The following is a 25,036-nucleotide window of genomic DNA, read 5'->3' on the forward strand; positions in this document are numbered from 1 at the left end:
GCCGTCCTCACGACAGCGGAAACAGAACATGCGAATCGGTCGGCTCTTTGCGGTATCAATGCTTTCGGTGACGATCCTGGCGGTCGTACTTGGTGCAGGGGTTCTCGTCCCGCAATATCGTACCTTCGCGAGCAAGAATGAGGCGATCAAGGCCGTGCAGGCGTTCGGCGCGGTTCTGGCGGTTGGTCAACAGGTCGCGGGCTATCGCGCGCCGTATCTCAGTCCGCTGTTCCAGGAGGGGACCGCTACACCGGCTCAGCTCGAAACGATTGCAAAGGCCGTGCAACAGGCCGATGCCGCTTTCGCGAACGCCCGGACGGCGGTCGGCGCCCTCAGCGATGGCGCGACGATCGTTGCGGGCCTCAACCAGGCGGCGACCAGGCTTGCCGATATCCGCGCTGCGAATGATCGCGCGCTCGCCATACCCATGGCGGCGCGTGATGCGGCGGCGGTCAAGGGCTTCCTGCCCGGCGTTGCCCAGGTTGTCGCGATTGTCGAGCCGCTCTTGAATCGCCTTGAAAATCAGGTGGCCACTGCCGACGCGTCGCTGACGGCGCTCATGGGCATCGCGCGTACAGCCCAGGATATGCGGATCTCCGCCGGCGGGCGCGCCGCTTCGATGTCTCCTGCGATCAGCGCGCGCCGTCCGATGACAGTAGCCGAAATATCTTCGTTCGACCGCGCCCAGGGCCGCGTGGACCTGAATCGCGAGCGAATCGAAGCCGGCGTCGATCAGATCGGCAGCCCGGCAAGGCTCGTCAAACCGCTGAAGGATGCGATCGATCTCTATTTCGGCAAGGCCGCGCCATGGCTTGAAAAAGAGATGCCGGCCGCGCGCAGCGACGGCAACTATGGAATCAAATCCGATGTTGAACTCGCCGCCACGATCGTGCCGGCGGTGCAAAGCTTCTTTGCCGTGCGCGACGCGGCATTGGCTGAAGCCGCCGAACGCGCCGGCGCTGCGCGCGATGGGGCGCTGACGATGCTGGCGCTGGCGGGGCTTGCCGTCGTGGCACTGCTCGGCGTGCTCGCCGGCGTCACAATGATGCTGCGCCGCCGGGTGATTACGCCGCTCGCCAATCTGACCGAAATCGTCGGTGACCTCGCCGCCGGGCCGCCATGACGTTACCATCCCGACGAGCGACCGCGCCGATGAGATCGGCGCGATGGCAGGTTCATTGCAGGTCTTCAAGGAAGCCCTGATCGCCAAGAAGGCCGCCGATGAGGCGGCCGCATTGGAGGCCGACGCCAAGATCCAGCGCGGCCAGCGCGTCGACACCATTACCCGCGACTTCGAATCGATGATCGGCGAGATCGTCGAGATCGTCTCGACCGCCTCGAGCGAACTCGAAGTATCGGCCGGCACGCTGACCTCGAACGCGGACCGTTCGGAGAAACTGGCCACCACGGTGGCGGCAGCCTCCGAAGAAGCCTCCACCAATGTCCAGTCGGTCGCCTCCGCCACCGAGGAAATGGCATCGTCGGTCAACGAGATCAGCCGCCAAGTGCAGGATTCGGCTCGGATCGCCTCTGAAGCGGTGGAGCAGGCGCAGCGAACCAACGATCGCGTCGGCGAGCTCGCGAAAGCCGCGGCCCGGATCGGCGATGTGGTGGAGCTGATCAACACCATCGCCGGCCAAACCAATCTGCTGGCGCTGAACGCCACCATCGAGGCGGCGCGGGCGGGCGAGGCGGGGCGCGGTTTTGCCGTAGTGGCCTCGGAAGTGAAGGCGCTGGCCGAGCAAACGGCCAAGGCGACCGGAGAGATCAGCCAGCAGATCAACGGCATCCAGGCGGCGACGCAGGAATCCGTCGGCGCCATCAAGGAAATCGGCGATACCATCGGCCGGATGTCCGAAATTGCATCCGCGATCGCAGCCGCAGTCGAGGAGCAAGGCGCGGCGACGCAGGAAATTGCCCGCAACGTGCAGCAGGCCGCGCACGGCACCCAGCAGGTCTCTTCCAACATCGCCGATGTTCAGCAGGGCGCCAGCGAGACCGGATCGGCTTCTTCCCAGGTGCTCGCTGCGGCCAAGTCGTTGTCCGGCGAAAGCAGCCGGCTCAAGCGCGAGGTTGGCCAGTTCCTGAGTTCAGTCCGGGCGGCCTAAAGACGCGACGGCCTCAGGACTTTTCGCCGAGCCGGCGCGCCGCGGGCGATGGCCGCGGCCGTCTCCAGGCCGACGTAAGGGACCAGGGGATCGGCATGGCGATGGACCAGCTGCCATTCCGAACCGTGCTTGCGATAGACTTGGGTGACGCGGAGTGACCAGTCCTGATCGGGCAGGCCGCCGACCTCGCCATGCTGGCGCTCGATCATCACGAGGACCACCAGACCGTCGGACGCGTAGCTCTGCACGAGTTCGAGTTTCGCGCCGCCGTTTCTGAAGTATTTGGCGAGCTGTGCCAGACGTTCGGGGCTGGCATCAAAGCCGCGGCTGGCCGGTCCGCCGAACGGCTGCATCAGCGTGAAGTCATCAGCGATACGAACCATCCTGGACCATTCGTCCATCTTGCCACGCATGAAGGCAACCGCTTGAGCTTCGGTGCGCCGGATCAGCTCAACGGGCGGGTTTCCCGCGCCTGGCGGCTGAATTGGCCAGGCATCCCGATGGCCGGAACGACAGGGATGCCGTCAGCGCGGCCGTCATCGCCGCGCGCCTCGATAGGCCGGCGAGCGGGCAAGCAGAGGGTTTAACTTGGTCCAATGGCCGTGGTGTTCTGCGCAAGAATCCGAACATGTGAGCACTCCCGATTTGATTTCGGCCGGATCCAGGACGTCCGACGGGTTGCATTTGCCACTTCATCAGAGGTGAATAAAATGATATGATTTCATCGATATGATGAACAGAACTGATCTATCCAGGGCCGACCTGAACCTGCTGGTGCTGTTCGAAATCCTGATGGAGGAGCGCCACGCCGGCCGATCCGCCGAGCGGTTGAACCTGTCGCCATCGGCGGTCAGCCATGGCCTCGGACGCCTGCGTAAGCTGCTTGATGATCCCTTGTTTCTCAGGACGCCCAAGGGCGTGGTGCCGACGGCGCGGGCCAGTGAACTCGCGGCGCCCGTTTCCGAAATCCTGACGCGTATCCGGGGCGTGGTGTCGAGCAGCGCGCCGTTCGATCCGGCGCGCTCGACCCGCCGCTTCGTCATCGGCGCGCCGGATGGAACGTCGGTGGTGTTTCTGCCGCCATTGCTCGAAACGTTAGGGAAGACCGCGCCCGGAATCGACATCGGCATTCGCCAGATTCTACCGACGCAGGGCCAGCCCACGCCCGATATCGCCTGGAAGGTAGCGCTGGCTGATCTCGAAGCGCGGGACATGGATATTGCCGTGATCCCGTTCGACGATGTGCCGCTGCGATTCCACAAGCAAACGCTCTATGAGGAAGAGTTTGTCATCGCCGCGCGCGCGGGACACCCGTTTCAGAAAGCGCCGCGCTTGCGGAACTACTGCGAGATGCAGCATCTGGTCGTCTCGCATACCGGGGATGCCTATGGTTTCGTCGATGTCGAACTCGCCCGGCAAGGATTGTCGCGCCGCGTTGCATTGACGGTGCCGAACTTCACCTTTGCCCTCGGCGTGCTGGCTGAAACCGATCTGGTGTCGGCGTTGCCGCGACGGTTCGTCGAGATGCATGGTCCGCGCTTTGGAATTGTCGCCATCAAGGCGCCGATCGCGCTGCCGCACTTCGCCATCAATGCGGTTCTCCCAAAGGTTGCAATGATGGATGCAGGCGTTGCCTGGCTTGTCACGGCGCTCGACCAGATCAAGGCGCCCAGAACACGCAAGCCAAAGCATTCCATTTGAGCGATCGGCACGAAAACACGCCCCAACACCTGGCTGCCGCGCGAAACGGGTAACGCCGGCCGGGTGCTCAGGTGTTCCAGGGCGACCACAAAGCTCAACAATATCAATACAACCGAGTCCCTGCAGTCGCCCAGCGCATGCTTAAAAGTTCGCTAACAAGTCCTGTCTATATTGAGGCAGTCGTTTTCCCGTCTCAGGCCCAGGATTTGACCCGATGTTCTTTTCCCGCATCAGCTTCAAGCTTGCCGTCATGATTGGTCTCAGCCTTGCCGGCATGGTCGTCATGGCCCCGATCGCGCTCTACACCATGCGCGGGCAGATGATGACGGATCGTCAGGTCAAGACGCAGCAGATGGTCGACATCGGAAACGGCATCCTGACCCATTACCAGAAGCTGGAAACCGACGGAAAGCTGTCGCGCGACGACGCGCAGAAGGCGGCGATCCAGGAAATCAAAAGCCTGCGCTACGACAAGGTCGAGTATTTCTGGATCAACGACATGTCGCCGAAGATGATCATGCATCCGATCAAGCCCGAGCTTGACGGCAAGGACCTCGGCGAGATGAAGGATCCGAACGGCAACCGGCTGTTCATTGGATTCGTCGACGTCGTGAAGTCGAAGGGCGCCGGCTTCTACAGCTATCTCTGGCCAAAACCCGGCTTCGACCAACCGGTGCCGAAGATTTCCTATGTGAAGGGCTTCGCGCCCTGGGGCTGGATCATCGGCACCGGCATCTATCTCGACGACGTCGATGTGGTGTTCCGGCAGACCGCCCATATGTTCGCGCTGGTGTGCCTGGCCGTGTTCGCGCTGGTGCTGATCAGCTCGTTCTTCATTGGCCGCAGCGTGACGCGGCCGCTCACGACCATCACCAACCTGACCGACCGGCTGGCGTCCGGCGATACCGCTTTCGAGGTGCCCTATACGCAGCGCAAGGACGAGGTCGGCGCGCTCGCCAAATCGCTGCGCGTCTTCAAGGACAATGCTGAGGCGGTGACCAAGATGCACGCCGAGCAGGCGCAGCTGAAGACCGAGGCCGATGCCGAGAAGCGCAAATCGATGATGGATCTGGCCAGCAGGTTCGAAGCCAGCGTTCAGGCCGTCGTCGGTGACGTCATCAAGGATGCGAGCGAAATGCAGGGCACCGCGCAAGGGATGTCCCATACCGCCAGCCAGGCCAGCGACCGCTCCAAGGCGGTGGCGATGGCTTCCCATGAGGCGTCGTCGAACGTGCAGACGGTGGCGTCGGCCGCCGAAGAACTTTCCGCGTCGATTTCCGAGATCACCCAGCGCGTCGGTCACGCCGCCCAGATCGCCGACAAGGCCGCCGCCGACGGCCAGCGCACCAACGAGACCGTTCAGGGCCTCGCGATTGCCGCCCACAAGATCGGTGAAGTGATCGGCCTGATCAATGACATCGCCTCGCAGACCAATCTGCTGGCGCTCAACGCCACCATCGAAGCGGCGCGAGCCGGCGAAGCCGGCAAGGGCTTTGCGGTGGTCGCCAGCGAGGTCAAGTCGCTCGCCAGCCAGACCGCCAAGGCGACGGAAGAGATCAGCGCGCAGATCAACGCCATTCAGGCCGAGACCCAGCAGGTGGTCGAAAACATCCAGAGCATTCGCTCGACGATCATGGAAGTGAACGAGATCTCGTCCTCGATTGCGGCCGCTGTCGAACAGCAGGGCACTGCGACGCAGGAAATCGCCTCGAGCGTTCAGAAGGCCGCGGCCGGTACCAATCAGGTCTCGCTGAACATCACCGACGTCACCACGGCGACGACGGAAACCGGCGAGAAAGCGCAGATGGTGCTGCAGTCCGGCGACCGGCTCGGCCGCAAGCTAAAGGCGCTGCAGGACGAAGTGTCGAGCTTCCTGGCCGGCGTCCGGGCGGCGTAGAGCACGATCGATTCTGTTTGAATCAGACCGCAGCTCTGGTTCAGGCTCAAGGCGCGCGCGTCCATGCGCTCTGCGCAAGCGGAATCTTGCCTGACGGTCGCTCGATGATCCCTATTTTTCGAAAGCGCCGTAGACAATATTTTTCAGAGCGATGCGGAGCCTGCCGCGGTGGACGACCGTCTGCGACATGAAGACGACGAACATGTTTTCTTTCGGATCGATCCAGAAGGTCGTGCCGCCGGCGCCTGACCAGCTCATCTCGCCAACCGATCCCTCGATCGGACTCACACCAGCGTCGGTGCGGACGGCGAAGCCGAGCCCAAATCCGAAGCCGGGTCCCGGCGAATAGACGGGTCCCGGGGTCACGCCTGATCCCGGCCCGATATGGTTCGAGCCCATATAGGCGACAGTCTTCGGGCTGAGATATCGCTTGCCATCGAGCGTGCCGCCATTGGCCAGCATCGCGGCGAAGCGCGAATAATCGCCGATGGTGGACACCATGCCGCCGCCACCGGACTCGTACTTTCGCGCGACGCGCGGGTCGCCCATGTCAGCACCGGGCCCGATCTTGCGGTCGCTCGGAAAGGGTTCGGCGATCAGGGATTGCTTGGCCGTATCGGTGACATAGAAGGTCGTATTGGTCATGCCGAGCGGATCGAGCAGGCGCTCCTTCATGAACTGAAGGAGCGATTTTCCGGAGACCACCTCAATGACGCGGCCGAGGATATCGGTCGATTGGCTGTATTCCCATGTCGAGCCGGGCTGATAGACCAGCGGCAATTTGGCCAGCCGTTCGGCAAACTGCGCGTTGTCAGGATCGCCCTCGGACAGGTTTGCCTCGCGATAGAGCTTCTTGACGGCGCCATCGCCGAAGACGCCGTAGGTCAGGCCGGAGGTGTGGCGCATCAAATCCTGGATCGTCATCGGTCGCCTGGGCGGGACCAGATCGAGTCCGATCTTGCCGTCCTCGCCCTTCTTTTCGACGCCGACCTTCACGTCGGTGAAAGCCGGGATGTATTTGGACACGGGCTCGTCGAGCTGCAGCTTGCCTTCCTCGACCAGCATCATCGCCGCCACCGTCGTGATCGGCTTCGTCATCGAATAGATGCGGAAAATGGTGTCAGGCGTCATCGGCGCCTTGGTGCCGGGATCGCGAACGCCAAAACTGTTGAAATAGGCGGTCTTGCCGTTGCGCTGGATCATCATGATCGCGCCGGGAATCTTGTCCGTGGCAATTTCGTTCTTGAGATAGGCATCGATGCGCGCGAGCCCTGCGCTCGAAAAACCGGTCTCCTCGGGCTTGGCGGTGATGGGGCCTTCGGCGTATGCGCCGGAGATGGCCGCGAGCAAAAATGCGGTGACGGCAATGCCGCGTAAACGGATGGATGCGTGCATATCTATCCTCCCTGATCGGATCTTCACGTCCGAACGACCCGGCCGCACCTGACGGTGGCCCGATGTAGCGGGATAGTTGCTTAGCTCGATCGTGCTGACAAGGCTTTATGCGCCCGCTTCCAGCAGCGTCTTGAAATCGGCGCGGGCGCGTTGCGCTTCGCGTCTAGCTGCTTCGGAGGCTTCCCCGAGCCCGAAATAGCCGTGGATCAGGCCCGGGCCGTCATAATATTTGGTGGCGACGCCGGCGGCGACGAGCGCATCCGCATAGGCCTTGCCCTCGTCGCGGAGCGGATCGAACCATGCCGTGGTGACGACCGCGGGCGCCAGCCCTTTGAGGCTTTTTGCGCGTAGCGGCGAGACGCGCCAGTCGGCGCCGTCAGCGGCGCTTTCAAGATAATGGCCGCAGAACCATTCCATGACGGCGCGCGACAGGAAGTAGCCCTCGGCGTTTTCAGCGCGGGAGGGAAAGCGCGCGTTCTCGTTGGTATCCGCGAAATTGCCGAACACGTCGGTAACGGGGTAGACCAGTAATTGCGCTGCGAGCTTGATGCCGGCATCGCGGCAGGCGATTGCGGTCACCGCCGCCAGATTGCCGCCGGCGCTGTCACCGGCGACGCCCACGCGCTTGATGTCGCCACCGAACTCGGCGATGCGCTCGACGATGTCCCTGATGGCGGCGAACGCGTCCTCGAACGCGCCTGGAAAGCGCACCTCGGGCGGCCGCCGGTAGTCGACTGAAATGACGACGGCGCCGGTCTCGATCGCAAGCAGGCGCGCTTGCCGGTCGTGGGTTTCGAGATCGCCGGCGACCCAGCCGCCGCCATGGAAGAACACCACCGTCGGTGATTTGTCTTCCGTGTTGCGGTAGACCCGCGCGGCAAGGAAACCGGCAGCACCCTTGACCTTGATGTTTTCGGCACTCGCGACCGGAGGCGGCGGCACCGCGGCACGGGCATCCGCCAGCGCGCGAAGCGCATCGCGCGCGCTCTGCGGCGTCATCGTCGTGGGATCGCGCAGCGGCAACAGCGGAATGATCTGGGCGATGACGGGATCGAGCGGCGTAACCATGCAGAATGCCTCGCGTTGGACAGGCCGCACCTTAGGTCGCGCGCAAAGCTGCCGCAATTACGTTTGCCGCATGGCTATGGGATACCGCGCTGCTGCGCCAGCTCAGTTTTGGCGACGCAACATCGAACGGGAATGCTGCCGAGTTTGCTAAATTGCGAAGAATTCCATCAAGCAGAATTTGCGCGCGCCTTGGTAGGCTGGTTCCCCGTTTACGGCTGATTATCCATCAGGCCTGTGCGAGGAACGGCTGGCTTTGCCGTTCATTGCTCCTCTGGAAGGAGACGCGCGATGAAGGAAGTTGCCGCGATAGACCGGGCGATCGACGAGTTGCTGGTGCAGCTCGGGCAAATGGTTCTGAGGCTGTCCAGCCCGCAGGTGACGAAGCGGGCCGACGAGCGCCGCGCGCTGGTGCGTTCAGTCAATCAATACTCGGTGTGTGCCGCGCGTTCCGACGATCCGCGCGTGCACGAGCTCAAGGCCGAACTCGATGAGACGATCAAGCCGCGGTTGCGGCTGGTGGTCTCCAGGTAGGCACTCCAGAGTAAGCGCCTCAAACCACGGGTACGCGCCGGGCGGCGACCGCCGCGGGTGAAATGACGTCGATGTCGAGCGGGACACGCCAGCGCTCGGTCAGCCGCACGCGCGGTGCTTCGTTGCGCGGGTCGGCGCCGTCGATCACAAAACCCTCAAAACCGTTGCTCATGACCTCGTTGCATTTCTGCACGTAGATCGGAAAGCCGCCGATATAGGGCATGAAGACGCGCGGGCGGCCGGGGATGTTGGCGCCGACATACCAGGAACTGCAGGTCGACCGCAGCGAGATCTTTGACACCTCGTTGACGTGCTCGACCCATTCATCCTGATATTGCTCGATGGGCTCGATTGTAGCAGCGCCGATGTCGCGGATATGCGCGATGCAGTCGGCCATCCAGTCGACATGCTGTTCGATCGCCTGGATCATGCTCGCCAGCACTGACGGGCTGCCCGGCCCGGTGATGGTGAACAAATTGGGGAAGCCCACGGTCGCGACGCCGAGGTAGGCGCGGGGGCCGGCGCGCCATTTTTCGGCGAGCGTCTGCCCATTGCGCCCGGTGATACTGATCTTGTCGAACGAGCCGGTCATTGCTGCAAAGCCGGTCGCGGAGACGATGGCGTCGAATTGATATTCTGTGCCGTCGACTTCGATGCCTTTGCTTGTAAAGCGTTCGATCGGCGTCCTCGAGACGTCGACCAGTTTTACGTGCGGTAGATTATAGGTTTCGAAATAGCCGGTATCGACGCACAGACGCTTGCAGCCGAACACGTTGGAGGGGCACAGCAGCTCGGCGGTCGCGGGATCCTTCACGATGCCGCGGATCTTGTTGCGTGCGAATTCGGCGATGGTGTCGTTGGCTTCCTTCTCGAACAAGAGGTCGCCGAAGGCGCCGAGGAACGGCAGTCCGCCGCGTTCCCAGGCTTCCTCATATTGCCGCTCGCGTTCCTCCGGCGAGGCCTCCAGCGCCGGCTTCATGTTGAACGGGAAATAGAAGCCGGTCGGCCGCGCCCGCGCTTTCGCCCGAAGCGCCGGATAATCCGCCTTGATCGATCGGCGGTACTCCGGCGTCAGTTTTGCGTTCCAGGCCGGCACGGAATAGGTCGCGGTGCGCTGAAATACGGTAAGCGCGGAGGCTTGCTGCGCGATGATCGGAATCGACTGGATCGCCGACGATCCGGTACCGATGATGCCGACGCGAAGCCCGGTGAAATCGACCCCTTCATGCGGCCATTCGCCGGTGTGATAAACTGGCCCCTTGAAATCCTCGCGTCCTTTGAAGGGCGGATGGTTTGCCGCCGACAGGCAGCCGATCGCCATGATGCAGAATTTGGCGAACACCTTGTCGCCGCGGTCGGTTTCGATGCGCCAGCCTTTGGCGGCTTCATCGAAGCTTGCAGCGGTGACGCGGGTGTCGAACCGGATGTGTTGGCGGAGATCAAAACGGTCGGCGACATGATTGGCGTAGGCGAGGATTTCCGGCTGCGGTGCGTATTTCTCCGACCAGTCCCATTGCTGGTCGAGTTCTTCGGAGAACGAGAACGAATACTGCATGCTCTCGACGTCGCAGCGCGCGCCGGGATAGCGGTTCCAGTACCAGGTGCCGCCGACGCCGCCGCCGGCCTCATAGACCCGCGCGGTGAAGCCAAGCCCGCGCAGTCGGTGCAGCATGTACATGCCGGCAAACCCGGCGCCGACGATGACCGCGTCAAACACCGTATCAACTTCGGCCGGACGCTGTTGTTGATCTTGCTTGCCCGCAGCCATGCGCTTTTCCCGATGAAGACGAAAGCTGTGTCTACATCAGACCAAAGCGCGCAAACCGTCAATCGCGCCACCGCATGGGCGGGTTGCGCACGGTCGTGGCCCGTTCGTTTCCGCAAGCGTGTTGCAGCGCGGCCGGAGCCGGTCCGGCCTGCGCGGCATCATGTCTCAGAGCGTCTTGAGGTACTCGATGATCGCCTTGCGCTCGTCGGGAGCCAGTTTCTTGCCGATCACGCCCTTGGTCTTCGGCGGCTTGTCGGCGAATTCGTGGCCCGTGTTCCAGTTTCCGCGGATCGAGGTGTCAAATTCGAAGCCGTTGGTGAGCTTGTCGTATTTGTAGCCGAGATTCACCGGATCGTACTCGCGGTTGCCGAGATAGAATTTCTTCGGCCTTTCGTCGACCGGAGACAGCAGTGCGTAGACATTTGGAACCGAGCCGTTGTGGAGGTAGGGCGGGGTCGCCCAAACCCCGTTCAGCGGACGGACCTTGTAGACCAGCTCGCCCAGGATCTCATTGGGCATATTGCCGTTCATGGCGTTGCGCTGCTTGTCGTCCAGTTTCCGCTGGTCATAGATGACGTTGACGGTCTTCGCGACGAGGAGCCTGAGCGCGTCGGCGAAATCGCTCTTGTCGATACCGAGATGCGGGGGAATCGCGACCTTCCGGGCGATCATATCCGCGGCCTGGGCAGGATCGGTGCCGATATGCTCGATCGGGATATTTTCGATCTTGAGGACCGGCTGGCCGGTCTCGTTCTTGGTCCACCAATCCTTGTTGTTGAAATCGAAGAACGCCTTGGTCGAGACCGGAGGCCGGTGGCATTCCTGACAATGCACCTTGTAGAGTTCGCCGCCCTGTGCCGCGAGCTTTTCGTCGATCGCCGGCAGGATGTCGCTCGGCCAGCGCGGTGACCTCAGACCCGAGAAGCCTTTTTCCAGGCTCGGCGGATCGCCTGCGATCATTTGCTCCATTTCGTTGAGCCTGTCGATGTCGACGCTCGTTTTGAACAGGCCCTTCGACGGGTCGAGCAGATTGAGCTCGGCCGATACGCCCAGCGCTTCGCCGGCATTGCGCACCATCGGCTGCATGATGGAGCCGTTATACTGCACCCAATCGAACCACGGCGTGTTCCAGATCCGCGGGTAATGCACCGGCGCAGAGGAGCCCGCGTAATTTTCCGGTTTCTTCAGGTCGATTGAAAACACCTGATTGCCGATCCGGTTCAGCGCGTCCAGCCGGCCATAGCCTTCGAGGACGCTCTGGGAAGCGACGGCCTCCTCGAGATTCTTGACGGCCTTCATTTGCTTGAGGACCTGGTCGATCTGGTACTTCAGGATATCGCGATCCGCGACCGCCGAGTCCGGCCCCAGGATCCGTTCGGCGAACCGGTCGAAGCGCGTGGGGATCAGCCGCGTGTAGAGCAGCGCCACACCCATTCCCTGCTTCAGCTTGAACAGGTCGGTCAGTGCCGGCCCGCCGTCGACGATGACAGCGGTGTCCTTGTAGGTGAACCGTCCGGTATGGCAGGCCGCGCAGGTCAGGCCGACGCCGGTCATGTCCTGTTTGTTGCGCGGGTTGCGCCATGGCGCGCCCGACGGGTCGAGCATCGGACCGCCCTGCGCAATGCCGATCGGCAGCGCGTTCTTGCCTGATATGATGGTGTCCGGAATGAAGCCGTAGCGATCGAGATAGGCCGGGTCGTTGAAGGGGCCGGCGTCGGTGAAGACCAGCCAAGGGATGACAGGCTGCTCCAGCGCCATGAACCATTCATAGGGCATGCCGAAGGTCCGCGTTCCCTGGTCGGCGTGGTAGAACCAGCTGAGTTTTTCTTTGCTGATGCCCTGGTCGAGCCAGACGGTTTTCTTCGGCTGCGGGTATTCCGCGATCCTGACGTGAAGATTTTCCCAGAGTTTTGCGATGTCGTCCTTGAAGGCGACGTAGCCGGCGGCGGCGATCAAGGCTGCGATAACAATTTTGGTCCTGCCCCGCATGATCAGCCCCTTGTTCAATTGCGCCGCTTGAGCGCGAAATATGCGTATCTCATTAAAAAATCGCCAAACCCGTACTCAGCCTTGGCGTGCGATCAAATATTTTGCCATCTTATAGTAGCATGAGCTGGCTGTCCATAAAGCCGATTTCGCGCGTTGTGCCGTTTTGCTGCAGCGGAAGGTGCCGTTTCGAATCCGCCGGGTGGGTTCGCCGAACGCGTTTGCACGCGCCGCCCCTGAATGTAGAATCAAGGAATAGCATATCCCGGGATCGCCGATTTGAAAGCCGCCACCGCGCAACCGCTCAAGATCGAAATCACCTCTGCGGACCCGGTGTCCGCGTTGCTGATCCATCCGCCGCAGGCGCGCGCGTGTTACGTGTTCGCGCATGGGGCGGGCGCCTGCATGGCCCATGCCTCGATGGAGACGATCGCGACAGGTCTTGCCGACCGCGACATCGCGACGCTGCGTTATCAGTTTCCCTACATGGAAAAGGGCAGCAAGCGGCCGGATTCGCCTGGTGTGGCACACGCCGCCGTGCGGGCCGCGGTGGCGGAAGCGGCGCGAAATTGCGCCGGGCTGCCGCTGATCGCGGGCGGCAAATCCTTCGGCGGGCGCATGACCTCGCAGGCGCAGGCGATCGATGCCTTGCCGGGCGTTCGCGGGCTCGCCTTCTTTGCCTTTCCGCTGCATCCGGCGGGAAAGCCTTCCAGCGACCGCGCCAAGCATCTTGCTGAAGTCGATATCCCCATACTGTTCCTGCAGGGGACGCGCGACGCGCTGGCGGAATTGAGCCTGCTTAACCCTGTCGTCAAAGGGCTGGGCAAACGGGCGACGCTGCACCTGGTTGATGCGGCCGATCATTCCTTCCACGTGTTGAAGAGTTCAGGCCGCAACGACCGCGAGGTGATGACCGAGGTGCTGGATGCGTTCGCGGCGTGGGCCGGCAAGATCGGCGCAGGATAGCGTTGGCGAAGCGCGTCGCGGATGCTAATCAGGCCTATGGCCAAGATCCTCATCGTCAATCCGAACACCACCGCGTCAATGACGAAAACCATCGGCGAGGCCGCGCGCGCGGTCGCAGCGTCAGGCACCGAGATCGTCGACGTGACGTCGGCGATGGGGCCGGTCTCGATCGAAGGATTTTATGACGAGGCTTTTGCTGTCCCCGGCCTGATCGAGGCGCTGTTGAACGCAAGGGATGCCGATGCCGGCATCATCGCCTGTTTCGACGACACCGGCCTCGACGCCGCGCGGTCAGTCGCGCCGTTTCCGGTGGTCGGGATTTGCGAGGCCGCGCTGCTGACGGCGGGGCAACTGGCAAAACGCATCGGAATAGTGACCACGTTGCCGCGTTCGATCGTGCCGCTGGAAGAGCTGGTGCGGCGTTACGGTTTTGCGGAACGGGCGCATGTCACCGCCTGCAATGTCGCGGTGCTCGATCTCGAGAAGCCCGGCTCCGGCGCGGAAGAGAAACTCGACGCCGAGATTGCGAAAGCGCTCGACAAGGGCGCGGAAGCGATCGTGCTCGGTTGCGCCGGGATGGCCGATCTCGCCGCAAAACTCTCGCAAAAATTCGGTGTCCCTGTTGTCGACGGCGTCGCGGCCGCGGTGAAGCAGGCCGAGGCGCTGGTCGGCTTGAGGCTCAAGACATCGCGGCGCGGTTCCTACGCGCTGCCGGGCGCAAAGGACTACACCGGCCTGCTGGCACCGTTCGCGCCCAAGAGCGAGAAGAATTGAGAAGGCTTCAGCCTGACTGCGGCGCGCCGTAGATCTTGTCGCGCAGCCGCCGCATGCCGGCCAGCCAGCGCTCGCGGCTGGACGCCTTGCGCAGCATGTATTCGGCGACCTGCGGGTGCGACAGAATCAAAAACCGTTCGGCTTCCATCGCCTCGATCACCATGCGGGCGACTTCGGGCGCCTGCAGCACGCCATCGACCCGCGCGGCGCTCGGGCCGGGCGTCGTCATGCCTGTCTGTACCGACTGCGGGCAAAGCACCGACACGCGGATGCCGCGATCACCATATTGAATGGCGAGATGCTCGGCGAGCGCCACCGCGGCGTTCTTGGTGACGCCGTAGGGCATCGAATTCAGCGACGCCAACAGGCCAGCGGCGGATGCGGTGTTGAGCAGATAGCCCGAGCCGCGCGCGAGCATGCCCGGCACCAGCACGCGCGCCGCGAACACGTGGCTCATGACATGGACCCGCCAGCTGACGTCCCAGTCGGCATCGGACGCGCTTTCCTGTCCCTTGCGTGACAGGCCGGCGTTGGAAAAGAACACATCCACGGGACCATATTTGTCCTCGGTGGCGGCGATCAGCGCCTTGATGTCTTCTTCAAGGCCGACGTCGGCGGTGACGGCCAATCCGTCGATGTCGCCGGCGACCGCAGCCAGCCGGTCGCGCGAGGTTTTCAGGTCGGCAACGACCACGCCACGCGCGCCGGCCTCGGCATAAGCACGCGCGACCGCTTCGCCAATGCCGCTCGCGGCGCCGGTAACGACACAGACCTTGCCTTTGACGTTCATGTTGCAGCTTCCCTCTTTGTTCGGCGTGTTCCGCGCGTGGTGTTCAAGTCAGGTAAAGCCCCTTGTCGCGCGCCTGCCGAATTGCAAGTCCCGCCATCAAATCGAGCATCGGCGTCGAAAGTCCGGCCGCCCGCGCGAATGCGGCGGGCGCGCGGACCAGCACGTCGATCTCCATGGCGCGGCCGAGCTCAAAATCCTGCAGGATCGACGGCTTGTGAGCGGGCGCGGGGCCGGAGCGCGTGACGCGCTTGACCTCGGGGTAACAGCTCTGGGCGACGCTGTTGGCTTCATCCAGCAAACGCGGGATCACCTCGGCGAGTGCCGGCTCGTCCCGGACGCCGCGGGCGGTCTGGCCGGTAAGCAGACACAGCACCGACATCGACATGTTGGTCAGGAGCTTGGACCAGATCGCTTCCCTGATCTCGGCGACATCGGGCGATTCAATAGAAGCTTCATTGAGCGCCGTGCGCAGCCGCGCGATCCGCTCGCTGTGGCGGTCGTCGCATTCGCCGATCAGGAGACGGTTCCGATCAGGCGAGAGATTCGCGACAACACCAGGCGCGATGATCTCGTTGGATGAATAGATCACGCCGCCGATGATCCGTTCCCTGGGTATCGCGGCGCGCAGCCGGCTGTTGGCGTCGAGGAAGCCAAGATCGGGCGTCGGCGGATGTTTTGCGGAAAGTCCGATATCGTACCACCAGGGGATCCCGTTCTGGGCCAAGACCACGGCGGTATTATCGCGCAACAGCGGTTGCAGGCCGGCGGCGAGCGCGCTTACGCCCGTCGCCTTCAGCGTGCTGATCACGACATCCTGCGGGCCGAGATCAGCGGGGTTGTCGGAGGCGCTCACTTCGGCTTTGAACTCGGCCTCCCCGGCACGCAGCGTCAGGCCGTTGGCCCTCACGGCTTCGAGGTGCGGGCCGCGCATCACGCAGGAAACGTCGTGTCCGGCCAGCGCCAGCCGCACCGCGAAATGGCTGCCGACGGCGCCCGCACCGAAAACGCATATCCGCATCGAGTTGATGTCCTGCTGAGGGGAACCGTGAGGCACTAGTTTCCACAAGCTTGCACCGCAGCGCAACCGCCGATGCCGTTTGCATCGCAGGCATCACGGAAAGGGATAGATCAATCGCCGGTGTGTCGGCATATTGCCTGACGAAACAACTGCAACCAAAAAAGGACCGTCAATGTCTGCCAATCCGGTTTTGTGGGATCTCGATCAACGCGGCGTCGCGACGGTCACGCTGAATCGCCCGGAAGTGAACAACGCCTACGATGCCGGGCTCATCAACGGCGTGCTCGCGGCGATGGATGAATTAGGCAAGAAGTCTCACCTGCGCGTCGCGGTGCTGAAGGGCAACGGCAAGCATTTTCAGGCCGGCGCTGACCTGAAATGGATCAATGGCGTGCGGCCGAAATCGCCTGCCGAGAACGAGCTGGTGTCGCGCGCCACATTCGAGGCGGTGCAGCGGCTCAATACGCTGCCGATCCCGACGGTGGCGCTGGTGCAGGGTGGCTGTTTCGGTGGCGGCACCGGCGTGATTTCGGCTTGCGACGTGGTGATTGCCGCCGACAATGCGGTGTTTTCGATCACGGAAGTCCGCTGGGGCCTCACCGCGGCGATCATCATTCCGCAGCTCTGCGATTCCATCGGTGTCCGTCAGGTGCGCCGCTACGCGCTGACCGGCGAGCGCTTCGGCGCCGAAGATGCGCGCCGCATTGGTCTGGTGCACGAGGTGGTGCCGCTGGCGGAACTGGAGACCGCCGGCGCCAAAGTCGTGGAGCAATTGCTGGCCAACGGCCCCGAGGCGCTGGCCGAAACCAAGGCGCTTGCGCTCGAAAGCTCCTTTGGCGGCATGAGTGTCGACGATGACGCCTATGCGCGGCTGGTGAAGATGCATTCGGACCGGCGACGTACGTCGGAGGCTTCCGAAGGGCTGGCCTCGTTCGCCGAAAAGCGGGCGGCGAATTGGGGCTCGGGCAAGGGATAGTTTGGCGACTCAGCAGCCCCGGCAGATGCCGTTCACACTCCGGTAGACCTCGGCATCGTCGCGGCGCATCTGCTGCAGCGATTCGATAATGCGGGCGTCGGTGCTGCGCGTGTCGGTAATGGCGGGTTCGGGCTTGCGCTTGGCGGCCAGCGCCGCTTCCTGCCGCGCGTAGCAGGCCTCGCGTTCGGGCTTGGCCTGGATAAACCGGCATGTTTCCACCTCCGCAAGCGCGGGAGAGGCGACGAATAAGAGGCAAGACGCGAGGAGCACGAGGAGTTTCAAGATGGTCAGTCCTTTGCTCTTGCTGGAACGCAGGCGATCATAGCACCGGTGACAGCGCGTGCTTCAACTCTCTCAGCAGAGCCTGGATTGCAGCAGCGTTGGCGCGTCGCTCCGGGATGGTCGCTTTGACCCATAGATCCGGGATCGGGAATTCCGGGAGCACCACCTGCAGCGTTCCGTCGCGCAGCGCGTCGGCGGCGAGATAGTGTGAAATGAAGGCAATACCATTGCCCGCGATAGCACTTTTTACGAGAACGTGACCCTCGTTCGAATTCAACAGTGGGCGCACCTGGACGGTGATGCGGCCACGTGGTCCGTCGAACATCCACTCCGGCCCGGTGGGCAGAAAGCTTAGGCAGCGATGCTCGACCAGATCGCGCGGGTGCTTCGGCACGCCGTGGGCTTTGAGATAGCCTGGAGAGGCGCACAGCAGGCGTTTGAGTTGGCACAAGGGTTCGTCAACCACGCCGCCGAAGGAATGCGGGAATGCGCCGATGGCGATGTCAAATCCTTCCGTCACGGGATCGACCGGTCGGTCGATCAGGACGATCTCAAGTTTCAGCCGCGGATTTTGCGTTTGAAAGGCGCTGAAGACATCGGCGAGGCGCGCAATGGTCAGCGAGGTCGGCGCCTTGATGCGAAGATGATCGATGAGATCGGGACCCTTTTCGCCCATGCGTGACAAGAGATCGCCGACGTCAGCCACCACGCTGCGCGCGCGATGGACATATTGCTGCCCGGCCTCGGTAAGCCGCAACTGACGTGTCGATCGATGGAACAGCGTGGCGCCGATCTGGTCCTCGAGCTGGTTGACGCGTTTGGCCACCACGGAGGTCGAGACATTGAGCTTGCGCGCGGCAGCGGAGAAGCCGGCGGCGTCGGCGGTCGCAAGGAAGGCCTGAAGGTTGACGAGCGTATCCATCCGCTTTTCGCGATTCGAGAAAGGTGTTCGCACTTTTTTCTGGATTGTAGTCCGCTTCGCGTTAATTGATAGTGCTACCTAACAAAATTCAAGGGAATGGGAGCGCCGCCAGTGCGGGCCAATGTGATCGAAGAACCAGCGCGCCAAATACCGATCTATGGCGAATATGACGTCGTCGTGCTGGGCGGCGGGCCTGCGGGCATCGCGGCCGCCGTGGCCGCAGCGCGCGCGGGGCGGCGCACGCTGCTGATCGAGCGCTATGGCTTCCTCGGCGGCATGGGCACGGCGGCGGGCGTCACCAATTTCTGCGGGCTGCACGCCAATGTTCATGGCGAGATGCACCGGGTGGTGCAGGGCATTGCGACCGAACTGCTGGATCGAATCGACCGGCTCGGCGGGCTGAACGCGCCGCATCTGATCCTGGGCAAGATCTTCGCGCAGGCCTATGACACCGCGGCCTACAAGATCGCGGCCGACGATCTGCTGGCTGCGCACAAGGTGGACATTCTCTTTCATGCGCTCGGCGCCGGCGTGGTGATGCATGGCGAGCGGCGCATCGATGCGCTGATGGTGGAAACCAAGGCGGGCCGGCAGGCGGTGCGCGCCGGCATCTATATCGATTGCTCTGGCGACGGCGATCTCGCGGCCTGGGCCGGCGCGCCGTTCGAGGTCGGCGACAATGCCGGCAGCACGATGTACCCCTCGATGATGTTCCGCCTCAACGGCATCGATCCCGAAAGAGCCGGCGACGCCTGGCGGACCATTCCGGCGCTGATGGAAAAGGCCGAGGCCGCAGGCACACACAAGTTTCCGCGCAAGGCCGCGATTGTGCGGCCGCAGCGCCACGCCGTCGAATGGCGGGTGAATTTTACCCAACTCGCGCGCGAGGACGGCACGGCGGTGAACGGCCTCGAGCCTGACGATATGACCCGCGGCGAAATCGAGGGCCGCCGCCAGGCGGTGCAGGCATTCGAGTTCCTGCGCACCGTGCCCGGCTTCGAACAATCCTACATCGTCGATCTGCCGCCGCAGCTCGGCATCCGCGAGACTCGCCGCGTCGTCGGCGGCTACATGCTGTCCGGCGAGGACGTGCTGGGCTGCGCCTCGTTCGAGGATTCCATCGGTGTCAATGGCTGGCCGATGGAGTCGCATGTCGCGGGCGATGTGGTCTTCAAGTTCCCGCCGATCCCGGAATCGCGCGGCTTCAACGAGCTGCCGTATCGGATGCTGGTGCCCGAGGGTATCGACAATCTGCTGATGGCCGGGCGCTGCGCCTCGATGACGCATGACGGCCAGTCGGCGGCGCGGGTTTCCGGCGCCTGCTTTGCGATGGGCGAGGCGGTTGGGATCGCTGCCGACCTGGCGCTTTCAGGCAACACGATTCCACGCGACATTGCCGTTGAAAAGTTGCAACAAGCACTGCAACAACAGGGCGCCTTCATTGGCCGCGGCCAGGACGTACCCGAAGGGCTGTAAGAGAAGTTACGGAGGAAACGGAATGACGGGATTTGCACGGCTCGCTTTGGCTTCCCTGCTGGCGATCGCGGCAAGCGGCATCGCGCGGGCCGATGACGCGCTGAAGGCCAAGATCGGCGTGCTCAGGCTGTCCTCGTCGGCGCCGGTGTTCATCGCGCAGGACAAGGGCTACTTTCGCGAGGCTGGCCTCGACATCGAGCTGAAATTCTTCGACGCGGCGCAGCCGATCGCGGTGGCGACCACCTCGGGCGATGTCGATTTCGGCGTCACCGCGTTCACGGCGGGACTTTACAATCTCGCCGGCAAAGGCACGCTGAAGGTGATCGGCGGCATGAGCCGCGAGAAGGCCGGCTATCCCCTGATCGGTTATTTCGCCAGCAACAACGCCTATGCCGCCGGGCTGAAGACGCCGAAGGATCTCGCCGGAAAACGCATCGCGGTGACGCAGGTCGGCTCCAGCTTCCATTATTCGCTGGGGCTGCTCGCCGACAAATACGGCTTCAAGCTCGCGGACATCAAAGTGTTGCCGCTGCAGTCGCTGTCGAACGCCGCCGCGGCGTTGAAGGGCGAGACCGTCGATGCTGCATTGCTGCCGGTGTCGACCGCGCGCACGCTGATCGATTCCGATGGCGCCAAACTGCTCGGCTGGGTCGGCGACGAGACGCCCTGGCAGCTCGGCGCGGTGTTCGCTTCGCCGAAGGCGCTGACCAACAACGCGCTGGTGACGAAATTGCTGGGCGCGCTGGTCCGCGCCGACCGCGAATATCATGACGTGATCCTGGCGTCCGTGAAGGACGGCAAGGCCGCGATCAACGACAAGACAAAACCGCTGCTGGAGATCATCGCCAAATACACCATCCTGCCGGTCGAGCAGGTGGTCGGCAATTGCGCCTATATCGATCCCGACGGCAAACTCGACGTCAAGAACGTCGCCAACCAGATCAGCTGGTTGCAGGAACAGGGTTTCGTCGACAAGGGATTCGGCGTGGATGCGATCATCGCCAAGGAATATGTGAAGGCGGATTGACGGGCACCTTCGTCATGGCCGGCCTTGACCCGACCGTCCACGTCTTCCTTGCAGCTGTACCGATAAGACGTGGATGCGCGGGACAAGCCCGGGCATGACGGCGAAAACCAACTTCGGGATATAAGGACTACATGGACCTGATCGCCGACCATATCAGCCACCGCTTCGGTACGCTGGACGTGCTCGACAACGTCTCGTTCACGGTGCGCGCGGGTGAGGTGGTGGCGATCGTCGGGCCGTCCGGTTGCGGCAAGAGCACGCTGCTGTCGATATTGGGGGGATTGCTGCGGCCGAGCGAGGGCCAGGCCGAACTGCGCGGCGCGCCGCCGGCGGGCAGCCTCAACCCGCTGACCTTTGTATTCCAGGATTTTGCGCTGCTGCCCTGGTGCACGGTGGAAGCCAATGTGGAGTTTCCGCTGGTACACACGGCGCTCGGGAAAAGCGAGCGCCGCGCCGTGGTCGACGACGCGCTGCGCCGCACGGGGCTCACCGACTTTCGCGGCGCCTACCCGAAGCAATTGTCCGGCGGCATGCGCCAGCGTGTCGGCATTGCGCGGGCGCTCGCGGTGCGGCCGGCGATCCTGCTGATGGACGAGCCACTGTCGGCGCTGGATGCGCAGACCCGCGAATTGCTGATGGAGGATTTTATCCGTTTGCTCGCCGACGGTTCGATGGGCGCGGTTTACGTGACGCATAATCTCGAGGAAGCCGTGCGGCTCGCCGACCGCATCGTGGTGCTGTCGCGCCGCCCCGGCCGCGTCCGCGAGGTCGTGTCCATCCCGATGACGCGCGACGAGCGCGGCGACATCAATGCCCGCGGAAAACTGCTCGCGATACAGAATGATCTGTGGTCGCTGATCCGTGAGGAGGCGATCGACGCCGAGCGCGAGGTCCAGCATGCTTGACCGCGCGCCGCAGGAGACGCAGGACGAGACCAGGCCGCGGCCGGTGGCGTTTCGCGGCGCGGGCTTTACGCCAAGCGCGGGACGTTATTCGGGCTGGATCGCGCTCGCGCTGGTGATCGCGTTCTGGCAACTCGCCGGCAGCGCCGGCTGGGTCAATGCGCTGTTCCTGCCGCCGCCCTCGGCCATCGTTGCCGCGATCTACAAGCTCGCGCTATCGGGCGCGCTCTGGCAACATCTGTCCTGGTCGGTGATGCGGATCGGATCGGGCTGGATCCTCGGTACCATCGCCGGCGTCATCGTCGGATTTGGAATCGGGCTGTCGACGCTGGCGCGGGGCGTCGGCATCACCTTCATCTCGGCGCTGTTTCCGATTCCGAAGATCGCGCTGCTGCCGCTGCTGATCCTGTGGCTTGGGATCGGCGAGGAGCCGAAGATCGCAACCATCGCGCTCGGCGTGTTCTTCTCCACCGCGATCTCGGTCTATAGCGGCGTCGATGCGGTGCCCCGCAATCTGATCCGGATGGCGCAGAGTTTTAATGTGCCGTTCCACCTGATCGTGCGCCGCGTGATCTGGCCGGGCGCGCTGCCCTCGATCCTCGCTGGCTTTCGTATCACGGCGTCGGTCGCGCTGCTGCTGGTGGTCAGCGCGGAAATGATCGGCGCCCAATACGGCATCGGCGCCTTCGTACTGCAGGCCGGCAATCTGATGCAGACCGATCAGCTTCTGGCCGGCGTCGTGATCCTGTCGGTGTTCGGGCTGGTGGTGGGGAAGGGGATTAATCTGCTGGAGGCGCGGCTGCTGCACTGGCGGTGAGTTTTTCAGACTCGTCATGCCCGAGCTTGACCCGGGCATCCACGTCTTGCTTACCCGCAGCGGGTAAGACGTGGATGGCCGGGTCAAGCCCGGCCATGACGGGGATAGAGCCCGGTTCTCTCACGCATTCCCGCGGTCTTCGCGGAACAAATCGAGCTTCTGCTGCACCGGACGGTCGGAGAAGCTGAACAGCACCGAGTCCACGTCGGCCTCGTGGGTGACCCACTGCCAGCTCGGCACCACGAACAGATCGCGCGCGCCCCATTCAAACGTCTGATCGCCAACCCGCGTGCGGCCCTTGCCCTCGATCGCCGCGAACACGGTGGCGTCGGTCGAACGATAGCGCGCCGTTTTAAAACCCTTCGGCAGCATCTGGATGAAGGTGCCGATGGTCGGCATCGCGAAATCGCCGGTCTCGGGATTGGAGAATTTCAGCTTCAGCCCGTGGCAGGCGTCCCACTCGTTGCGGGTCTTGGCCTGCTCCAGCGCTTCGCGGGTGTAGCTGTAGGGATAGTTGAAGATCGGCGAGGTCTTCGACTTTCGCTTCTCGTCGACGGGCAGGAGGTTGCGGCCGTAGCGGGCAAAGCTGTCGCCGGAAGGTCGCGTGATCTTCTGCTGGTCCTCGTTCGAGCCTTCGGCAAAGGACGCGTCGAAGAACTGCACCATCGGAATGTCTAGCCCGTCGAGCCAGAACATCGGCTCGGAGGTTTCGTTGGAATGATCGTGCCAGGTCATCGACGGCGTGATGACGAAATCGCCGGGCTCCATCAGCGTCTTCTCGCCGTCGACCGCGGTTGCCGCCCCCTTGCCTTCGAGCACGAAACGCAGCGCCGACTGGCTGTGGCGGTGCGCCGGGGCGACGTCGCCGGGGACCACCATCTGCACGCCGGCAAACAGCGAGGTCGTGATCTTCGACTGGCCGCGCAGGCCCGGATTTTCCAGCACCAGCACCCGCCGCTCGGCTTCCTTGGCGGTGATCAGCTTGCCGGCCTCGGTCATGTAGTCGCGGATCTGGTCGAACTTCCACAGATGCGGCCGGCAGGCGCTGCGCGGCTCCGGCGTGATCAAATCGCCCATCACGTTCCAGAGCGCGGAGAGGTTCTCGCCGTCGATCTTCTTGTAGAACGCCTCGCGTTCCGGGGTCTTCTGCACGGCTTCCATGGTCAGCCTCCCGTTATTTTTCTCAGTCCGGTTCTTGTCATCCCGCCTAATTGACAGCATACTTACAATCTGGCTAGCGTCAATGCGGGCTGCGGGCCCTAACGACAAAATCAAGGGGAGGTTCCGATGAAGCTGCATGGCTATTTTCGCAGCGCGGCGGCCTATCGGGTCAGGATCGCACTCAATCTCAAGGGACGAAGCGTCGATCATCTGCCGCAGCATCTTCGCAAGGGCGAACAATGCGCGCCGGCCTATCTCGCCATCAATCCGCAAGGTCTGGTCCCGACCCTGGAAGATGACGCCGGCACGGTGCTGACCCAATCGCTTGCCATCATCGAATGGCTGGACGAGACCTATCCGGAGCCGCCGCTACTGCCGAAGGATCCGCTGCGCCGCGCCAAGGTGCGCGCCTTTGCAATGGCGCTGGCATGCGACGTTCACCCGGTACAGAATCTCAAGGTCTTGAATCGATTGCGTGGGCTTGGTTTGCCCGAAGAGAAGGTGACGGAGTGGGCGGCCTGGGTCAACCGTGAGGGGCTGACGGCCTGCGAAGCCCTGGTTGCCGCTGAAGCTGGCCCATTCTGTTTTGGCGCGATGCCGACGATGGCGGATCTCTGCCTGGTGCCGCAACTCGGCAACGCACGGCGCTTTGGGGTGGATGTCTCGGCATTCCCCCGCCTGCTTCAGGCCGAAGCCGCGGCGAAGGAAATCAAGGCGTTCGCCGACGCCGCACCGGACAAGCAGCCCGATGCCGAGTAAGCCCGCAGCCATCACGATGGACGCCGTCTACGCGGCGCCCGGTTATTTGTTCCGCCGCATGCAGCAGATCGCGGTCGCGATCTTTGTCGAGGAATGCCGGGCGTTCGACCTGACGCCGGTGCAATATGCCGCGCTGGTTTCGATCCACACCCATCCCGGCATCGACGCGACGCGGCTCTCGGCGGTGATCGCGTTCGACCGCTCGACGCTCGGCAACGTGATCGAGCGGCTGGAATCCAAAGCCCTGGTCGAGCGCAAGCCCGCGCGAGAAGACAAGAGGGTCAAACTGCTCTATCTGACCAAGGCGGGCGCGGCCACGCTGCGCGAGATCATGCCATCAGTCGAGCGCGCGCAGGCGCGGATGCTGCAGCCGCTGAAGGCCGCCGACCGCAAGGTGTTGCTGGCGCTGATGACGCAGCTCGTCGATCTCAACAACGAGGCCTCGCGGGTGCCGCTGCGCGCCGAGGACGCGCTCGAACATTTGGGAAAGTCAGGTTGAGGGGGCGGCTTGCTTGATCACCGGTGTCGTCCCGGACAAGCGAGCATAGCGAGCGCCGATCCGGGACCCATACGCCGTGTCCTATCGATAAGAACGCTGGCCTCAAAGACCTTCCAAGGCAAGACCCGCCGCGGCGTATGGGTCGTAAGTCTTGGTGCCTCGATTAAGATGAGGCGATCGAGGCGGGCGTTGCGGGGTTTATGGGAGGTCGTT

The 25,036-nt window shown here is 63.3% G+C and carries 22 protein-coding genes and 1 pseudogene; 13 read left to right on the plus strand and 10 right to left on the minus strand.

From position 1 onward, the window contains the following. Window positions 1-28 precede the first annotated feature (28 nt). Window positions 29-2,108: pseudogene (locus tag JQ575_RS37785) on the plus strand (methyl-accepting chemotaxis protein). Here the strand turns inward: JQ575_RS37785 and JQ575_RS37790 are convergent. After that, entirely contained in the window at window positions 2,105-2,521 is a 417-nt protein-coding gene (locus tag JQ575_RS37790; RefSeq protein ID WP_212038269.1) for a nuclear transport factor 2 family protein, read from the minus strand. The pseudogene JQ575_RS37785 and the gene JQ575_RS37790 overlap by 4 nt on opposite strands. Window positions 2,522-2,837: 316 nt before the next feature. On the opposite strand from JQ575_RS37790, the gene JQ575_RS37795 reads away from it, so the two are divergent. Next, on the plus strand, window positions 2,838-3,809 hold the full coding sequence (locus JQ575_RS37795; RefSeq protein ID WP_212038270.1) for a LysR family transcriptional regulator: 972 nt from the start codon (window positions 2,838-2,840) through the stop codon (window positions 3,807-3,809). A gap of 214 nt (window positions 3,810-4,023) precedes the next feature. After that, window positions 4,024-5,706: a methyl-accepting chemotaxis protein gene (locus JQ575_RS37800; RefSeq protein ID WP_212038271.1), complete on the plus strand. Its 1,683-nt coding sequence runs from the start codon at window positions 4,024-4,026 to the stop codon at window positions 5,704-5,706. Between the two features lie 111 nt (window positions 5,707-5,817). Here JQ575_RS37800 and JQ575_RS37805 read toward each other — a convergent pair whose 3' ends face one another. Then, window positions 5,818-7,101 carry a serine hydrolase gene (locus JQ575_RS37805; protein ID WP_212038272.1) on the minus strand — a complete coding sequence of 428 codons (1,284 nt, stop codon included), beginning with the start codon at window positions 7,099-7,101 and terminating at the stop codon, window positions 5,818-5,820. A 105-nt stretch (window positions 7,102-7,206) separates the two neighbouring features. Continuing rightward, window positions 7,207-8,169: an alpha/beta hydrolase gene (locus JQ575_RS37810; RefSeq protein WP_212038273.1), complete on the minus strand. Its 963-nt coding sequence runs from the start codon at window positions 8,167-8,169 to the stop codon at window positions 7,207-7,209. A gap of 288 nt (window positions 8,170-8,457) precedes the next feature. Between JQ575_RS37810 and JQ575_RS37815 the strand changes: the two genes are divergently transcribed. After that, on the plus strand, window positions 8,458-8,700 hold the full coding sequence (locus tag JQ575_RS37815; RefSeq protein ID WP_192739296.1) for a hypothetical protein: 243 nt from the start codon (window positions 8,458-8,460) through the stop codon (window positions 8,698-8,700). Between the two features lie 19 nt (window positions 8,701-8,719). On the opposite strand, the gene JQ575_RS37820 is transcribed toward JQ575_RS37815, so the two are convergent. Both JQ575_RS37820 and JQ575_RS37825 read right to left on the minus strand, forming a co-directional pair. Further along, on the minus strand, window positions 8,720-10,468 hold the full coding sequence (locus JQ575_RS37820; RefSeq protein ID WP_212038274.1) for an NAD(P)/FAD-dependent oxidoreductase: 1,749 nt from the start codon (window positions 10,466-10,468) through the stop codon (window positions 8,720-8,722). Between the two features lie 165 nt (window positions 10,469-10,633). Then, entirely contained in the window at window positions 10,634-12,457 is a 1,824-nt protein-coding gene (locus JQ575_RS37825) for a cytochrome c (RefSeq protein WP_212038275.1), read from the minus strand. A gap of 276 nt (window positions 12,458-12,733) precedes the next feature. On the opposite strand from JQ575_RS37825, the gene JQ575_RS37830 reads away from it, so the two are divergent. Both JQ575_RS37830 and JQ575_RS37835 read left to right on the plus strand, forming a co-directional pair. Then, window positions 12,734-13,420, plus strand: a complete 687-nt coding sequence (locus tag JQ575_RS37830; RefSeq protein ID WP_212038276.1) for an alpha/beta family hydrolase — start codon at window positions 12,734-12,736, stop codon at window positions 13,418-13,420. A 36-nt stretch (window positions 13,421-13,456) separates the two neighbouring features. Further along, window positions 13,457-14,194, plus strand: a complete 738-nt coding sequence (locus tag JQ575_RS37835) for an aspartate/glutamate racemase family protein (RefSeq protein WP_212038277.1) — start codon at window positions 13,457-13,459, stop codon at window positions 14,192-14,194. 7 nt (window positions 14,195-14,201) lie between these two features. On the opposite strand, the gene JQ575_RS37840 is transcribed toward JQ575_RS37835, so the two are convergent. Together JQ575_RS37840 and JQ575_RS37845 are read right to left on the minus strand one after the other, a co-directional pair. Beyond that, window positions 14,202-14,984: an SDR family oxidoreductase gene (locus tag JQ575_RS37840; RefSeq protein ID WP_212038278.1), complete on the minus strand. Its 783-nt coding sequence runs from the start codon at window positions 14,982-14,984 to the stop codon at window positions 14,202-14,204. A 43-nt stretch (window positions 14,985-15,027) separates the two neighbouring features. Further along, window positions 15,028-16,002 (minus strand): ketopantoate reductase family protein, encoded by a 975-nt coding sequence (locus JQ575_RS37845; protein ID WP_212038279.1) that lies wholly within the window; start codon window positions 16,000-16,002, stop codon window positions 15,028-15,030. 172 nt (window positions 16,003-16,174) lie between these two features. Between JQ575_RS37845 and JQ575_RS37850 the strand changes: the two genes are divergently transcribed. Beyond that, window positions 16,175-16,978 carry an enoyl-CoA hydratase-related protein gene (locus JQ575_RS37850; protein WP_212038280.1) on the plus strand — a complete coding sequence of 268 codons (804 nt, stop codon included), beginning with the start codon at window positions 16,175-16,177 and terminating at the stop codon, window positions 16,976-16,978. A 9-nt stretch (window positions 16,979-16,987) separates the two neighbouring features. Here JQ575_RS37850 and JQ575_RS37855 read toward each other — a convergent pair whose 3' ends face one another. Both JQ575_RS37855 and JQ575_RS37860 read right to left on the minus strand, forming a co-directional pair. Further along, on the minus strand, window positions 16,988-17,260 hold the full coding sequence (locus tag JQ575_RS37855; protein ID WP_249167166.1) for a hypothetical protein: 273 nt from the start codon (window positions 17,258-17,260) through the stop codon (window positions 16,988-16,990). 37 nt (window positions 17,261-17,297) lie between these two features. Continuing rightward, window positions 17,298-18,182, minus strand: coding sequence for a LysR family transcriptional regulator (locus JQ575_RS37860; protein ID WP_212038281.1), 885 nt, complete (start codon window positions 18,180-18,182; stop codon window positions 17,298-17,300). Between the two features lie 111 nt (window positions 18,183-18,293). Between JQ575_RS37860 and JQ575_RS37865 the strand changes: the two genes are divergently transcribed. The 4 genes from JQ575_RS37865 to JQ575_RS37880 all read left to right on the plus strand — a co-directional run bounded on the left by JQ575_RS37865 (window position 18,294) and on the right by JQ575_RS37880 (window position 22,404). Then, window positions 18,294-19,658 carry an FAD-dependent oxidoreductase gene (locus JQ575_RS37865; protein WP_212038282.1) on the plus strand — a complete coding sequence of 455 codons (1,365 nt, stop codon included), beginning with the start codon at window positions 18,294-18,296 and terminating at the stop codon, window positions 19,656-19,658. Between the two features lie 22 nt (window positions 19,659-19,680). Beyond that, entirely contained in the window at window positions 19,681-20,685 is a 1,005-nt protein-coding gene (locus tag JQ575_RS37870) for an ABC transporter substrate-binding protein (protein WP_212038283.1), read from the plus strand. Window positions 20,686-20,816: 131 nt separating this feature from the next. After that, the gene (locus tag JQ575_RS37875) at window positions 20,817-21,590 is read left to right on the plus strand and encodes an ABC transporter ATP-binding protein (RefSeq protein ID WP_212038284.1); all 774 of its coding nucleotides are present in this window, start codon (window positions 20,817-20,819) and stop codon (window positions 21,588-21,590) included. Next, the gene (locus JQ575_RS37880) at window positions 21,583-22,404 is read left to right on the plus strand and encodes an ABC transporter permease (protein WP_212038285.1); all 822 of its coding nucleotides are present in this window, start codon (window positions 21,583-21,585) and stop codon (window positions 22,402-22,404) included. Before JQ575_RS37875 ends, JQ575_RS37880 begins: the two co-directional genes overlap by 8 nt. Window positions 22,405-22,524: 120 nt before the next feature. On the opposite strand, the gene gtdA is transcribed toward JQ575_RS37880, so the two are convergent. Continuing rightward, entirely contained in the window at window positions 22,525-23,565 is a 1,041-nt protein-coding gene (gtdA, locus tag JQ575_RS37885) for a gentisate 1,2-dioxygenase (RefSeq protein WP_212038286.1), read from the minus strand. Between the two features lie 126 nt (window positions 23,566-23,691). Here gtdA and maiA point away from each other — a divergent pair, with 126 nt between their 5' ends. Further along, complete coding sequence (maiA, locus tag JQ575_RS37890; RefSeq protein ID WP_212038287.1) at window positions 23,692-24,324, plus strand: maleylacetoacetate isomerase; 633 nt, start codon at window positions 23,692-23,694, stop codon at window positions 24,322-24,324. Next, window positions 24,314-24,823, plus strand: coding sequence for a MarR family winged helix-turn-helix transcriptional regulator (locus JQ575_RS37895; RefSeq protein WP_212038288.1), 510 nt, complete (start codon window positions 24,314-24,316; stop codon window positions 24,821-24,823). Before maiA ends, JQ575_RS37895 begins: the two co-directional genes overlap by 11 nt. Window positions 24,824-25,036: the final 213 nt, after the last annotated feature.

The sequence above is a fragment of the Bradyrhizobium sp. JYMT SZCCT0428 genome (assembly GCF_018131075.1).
Taxonomy (GTDB): Bacteria; Pseudomonadota; Alphaproteobacteria; order Rhizobiales; family Xanthobacteraceae; genus Bradyrhizobium.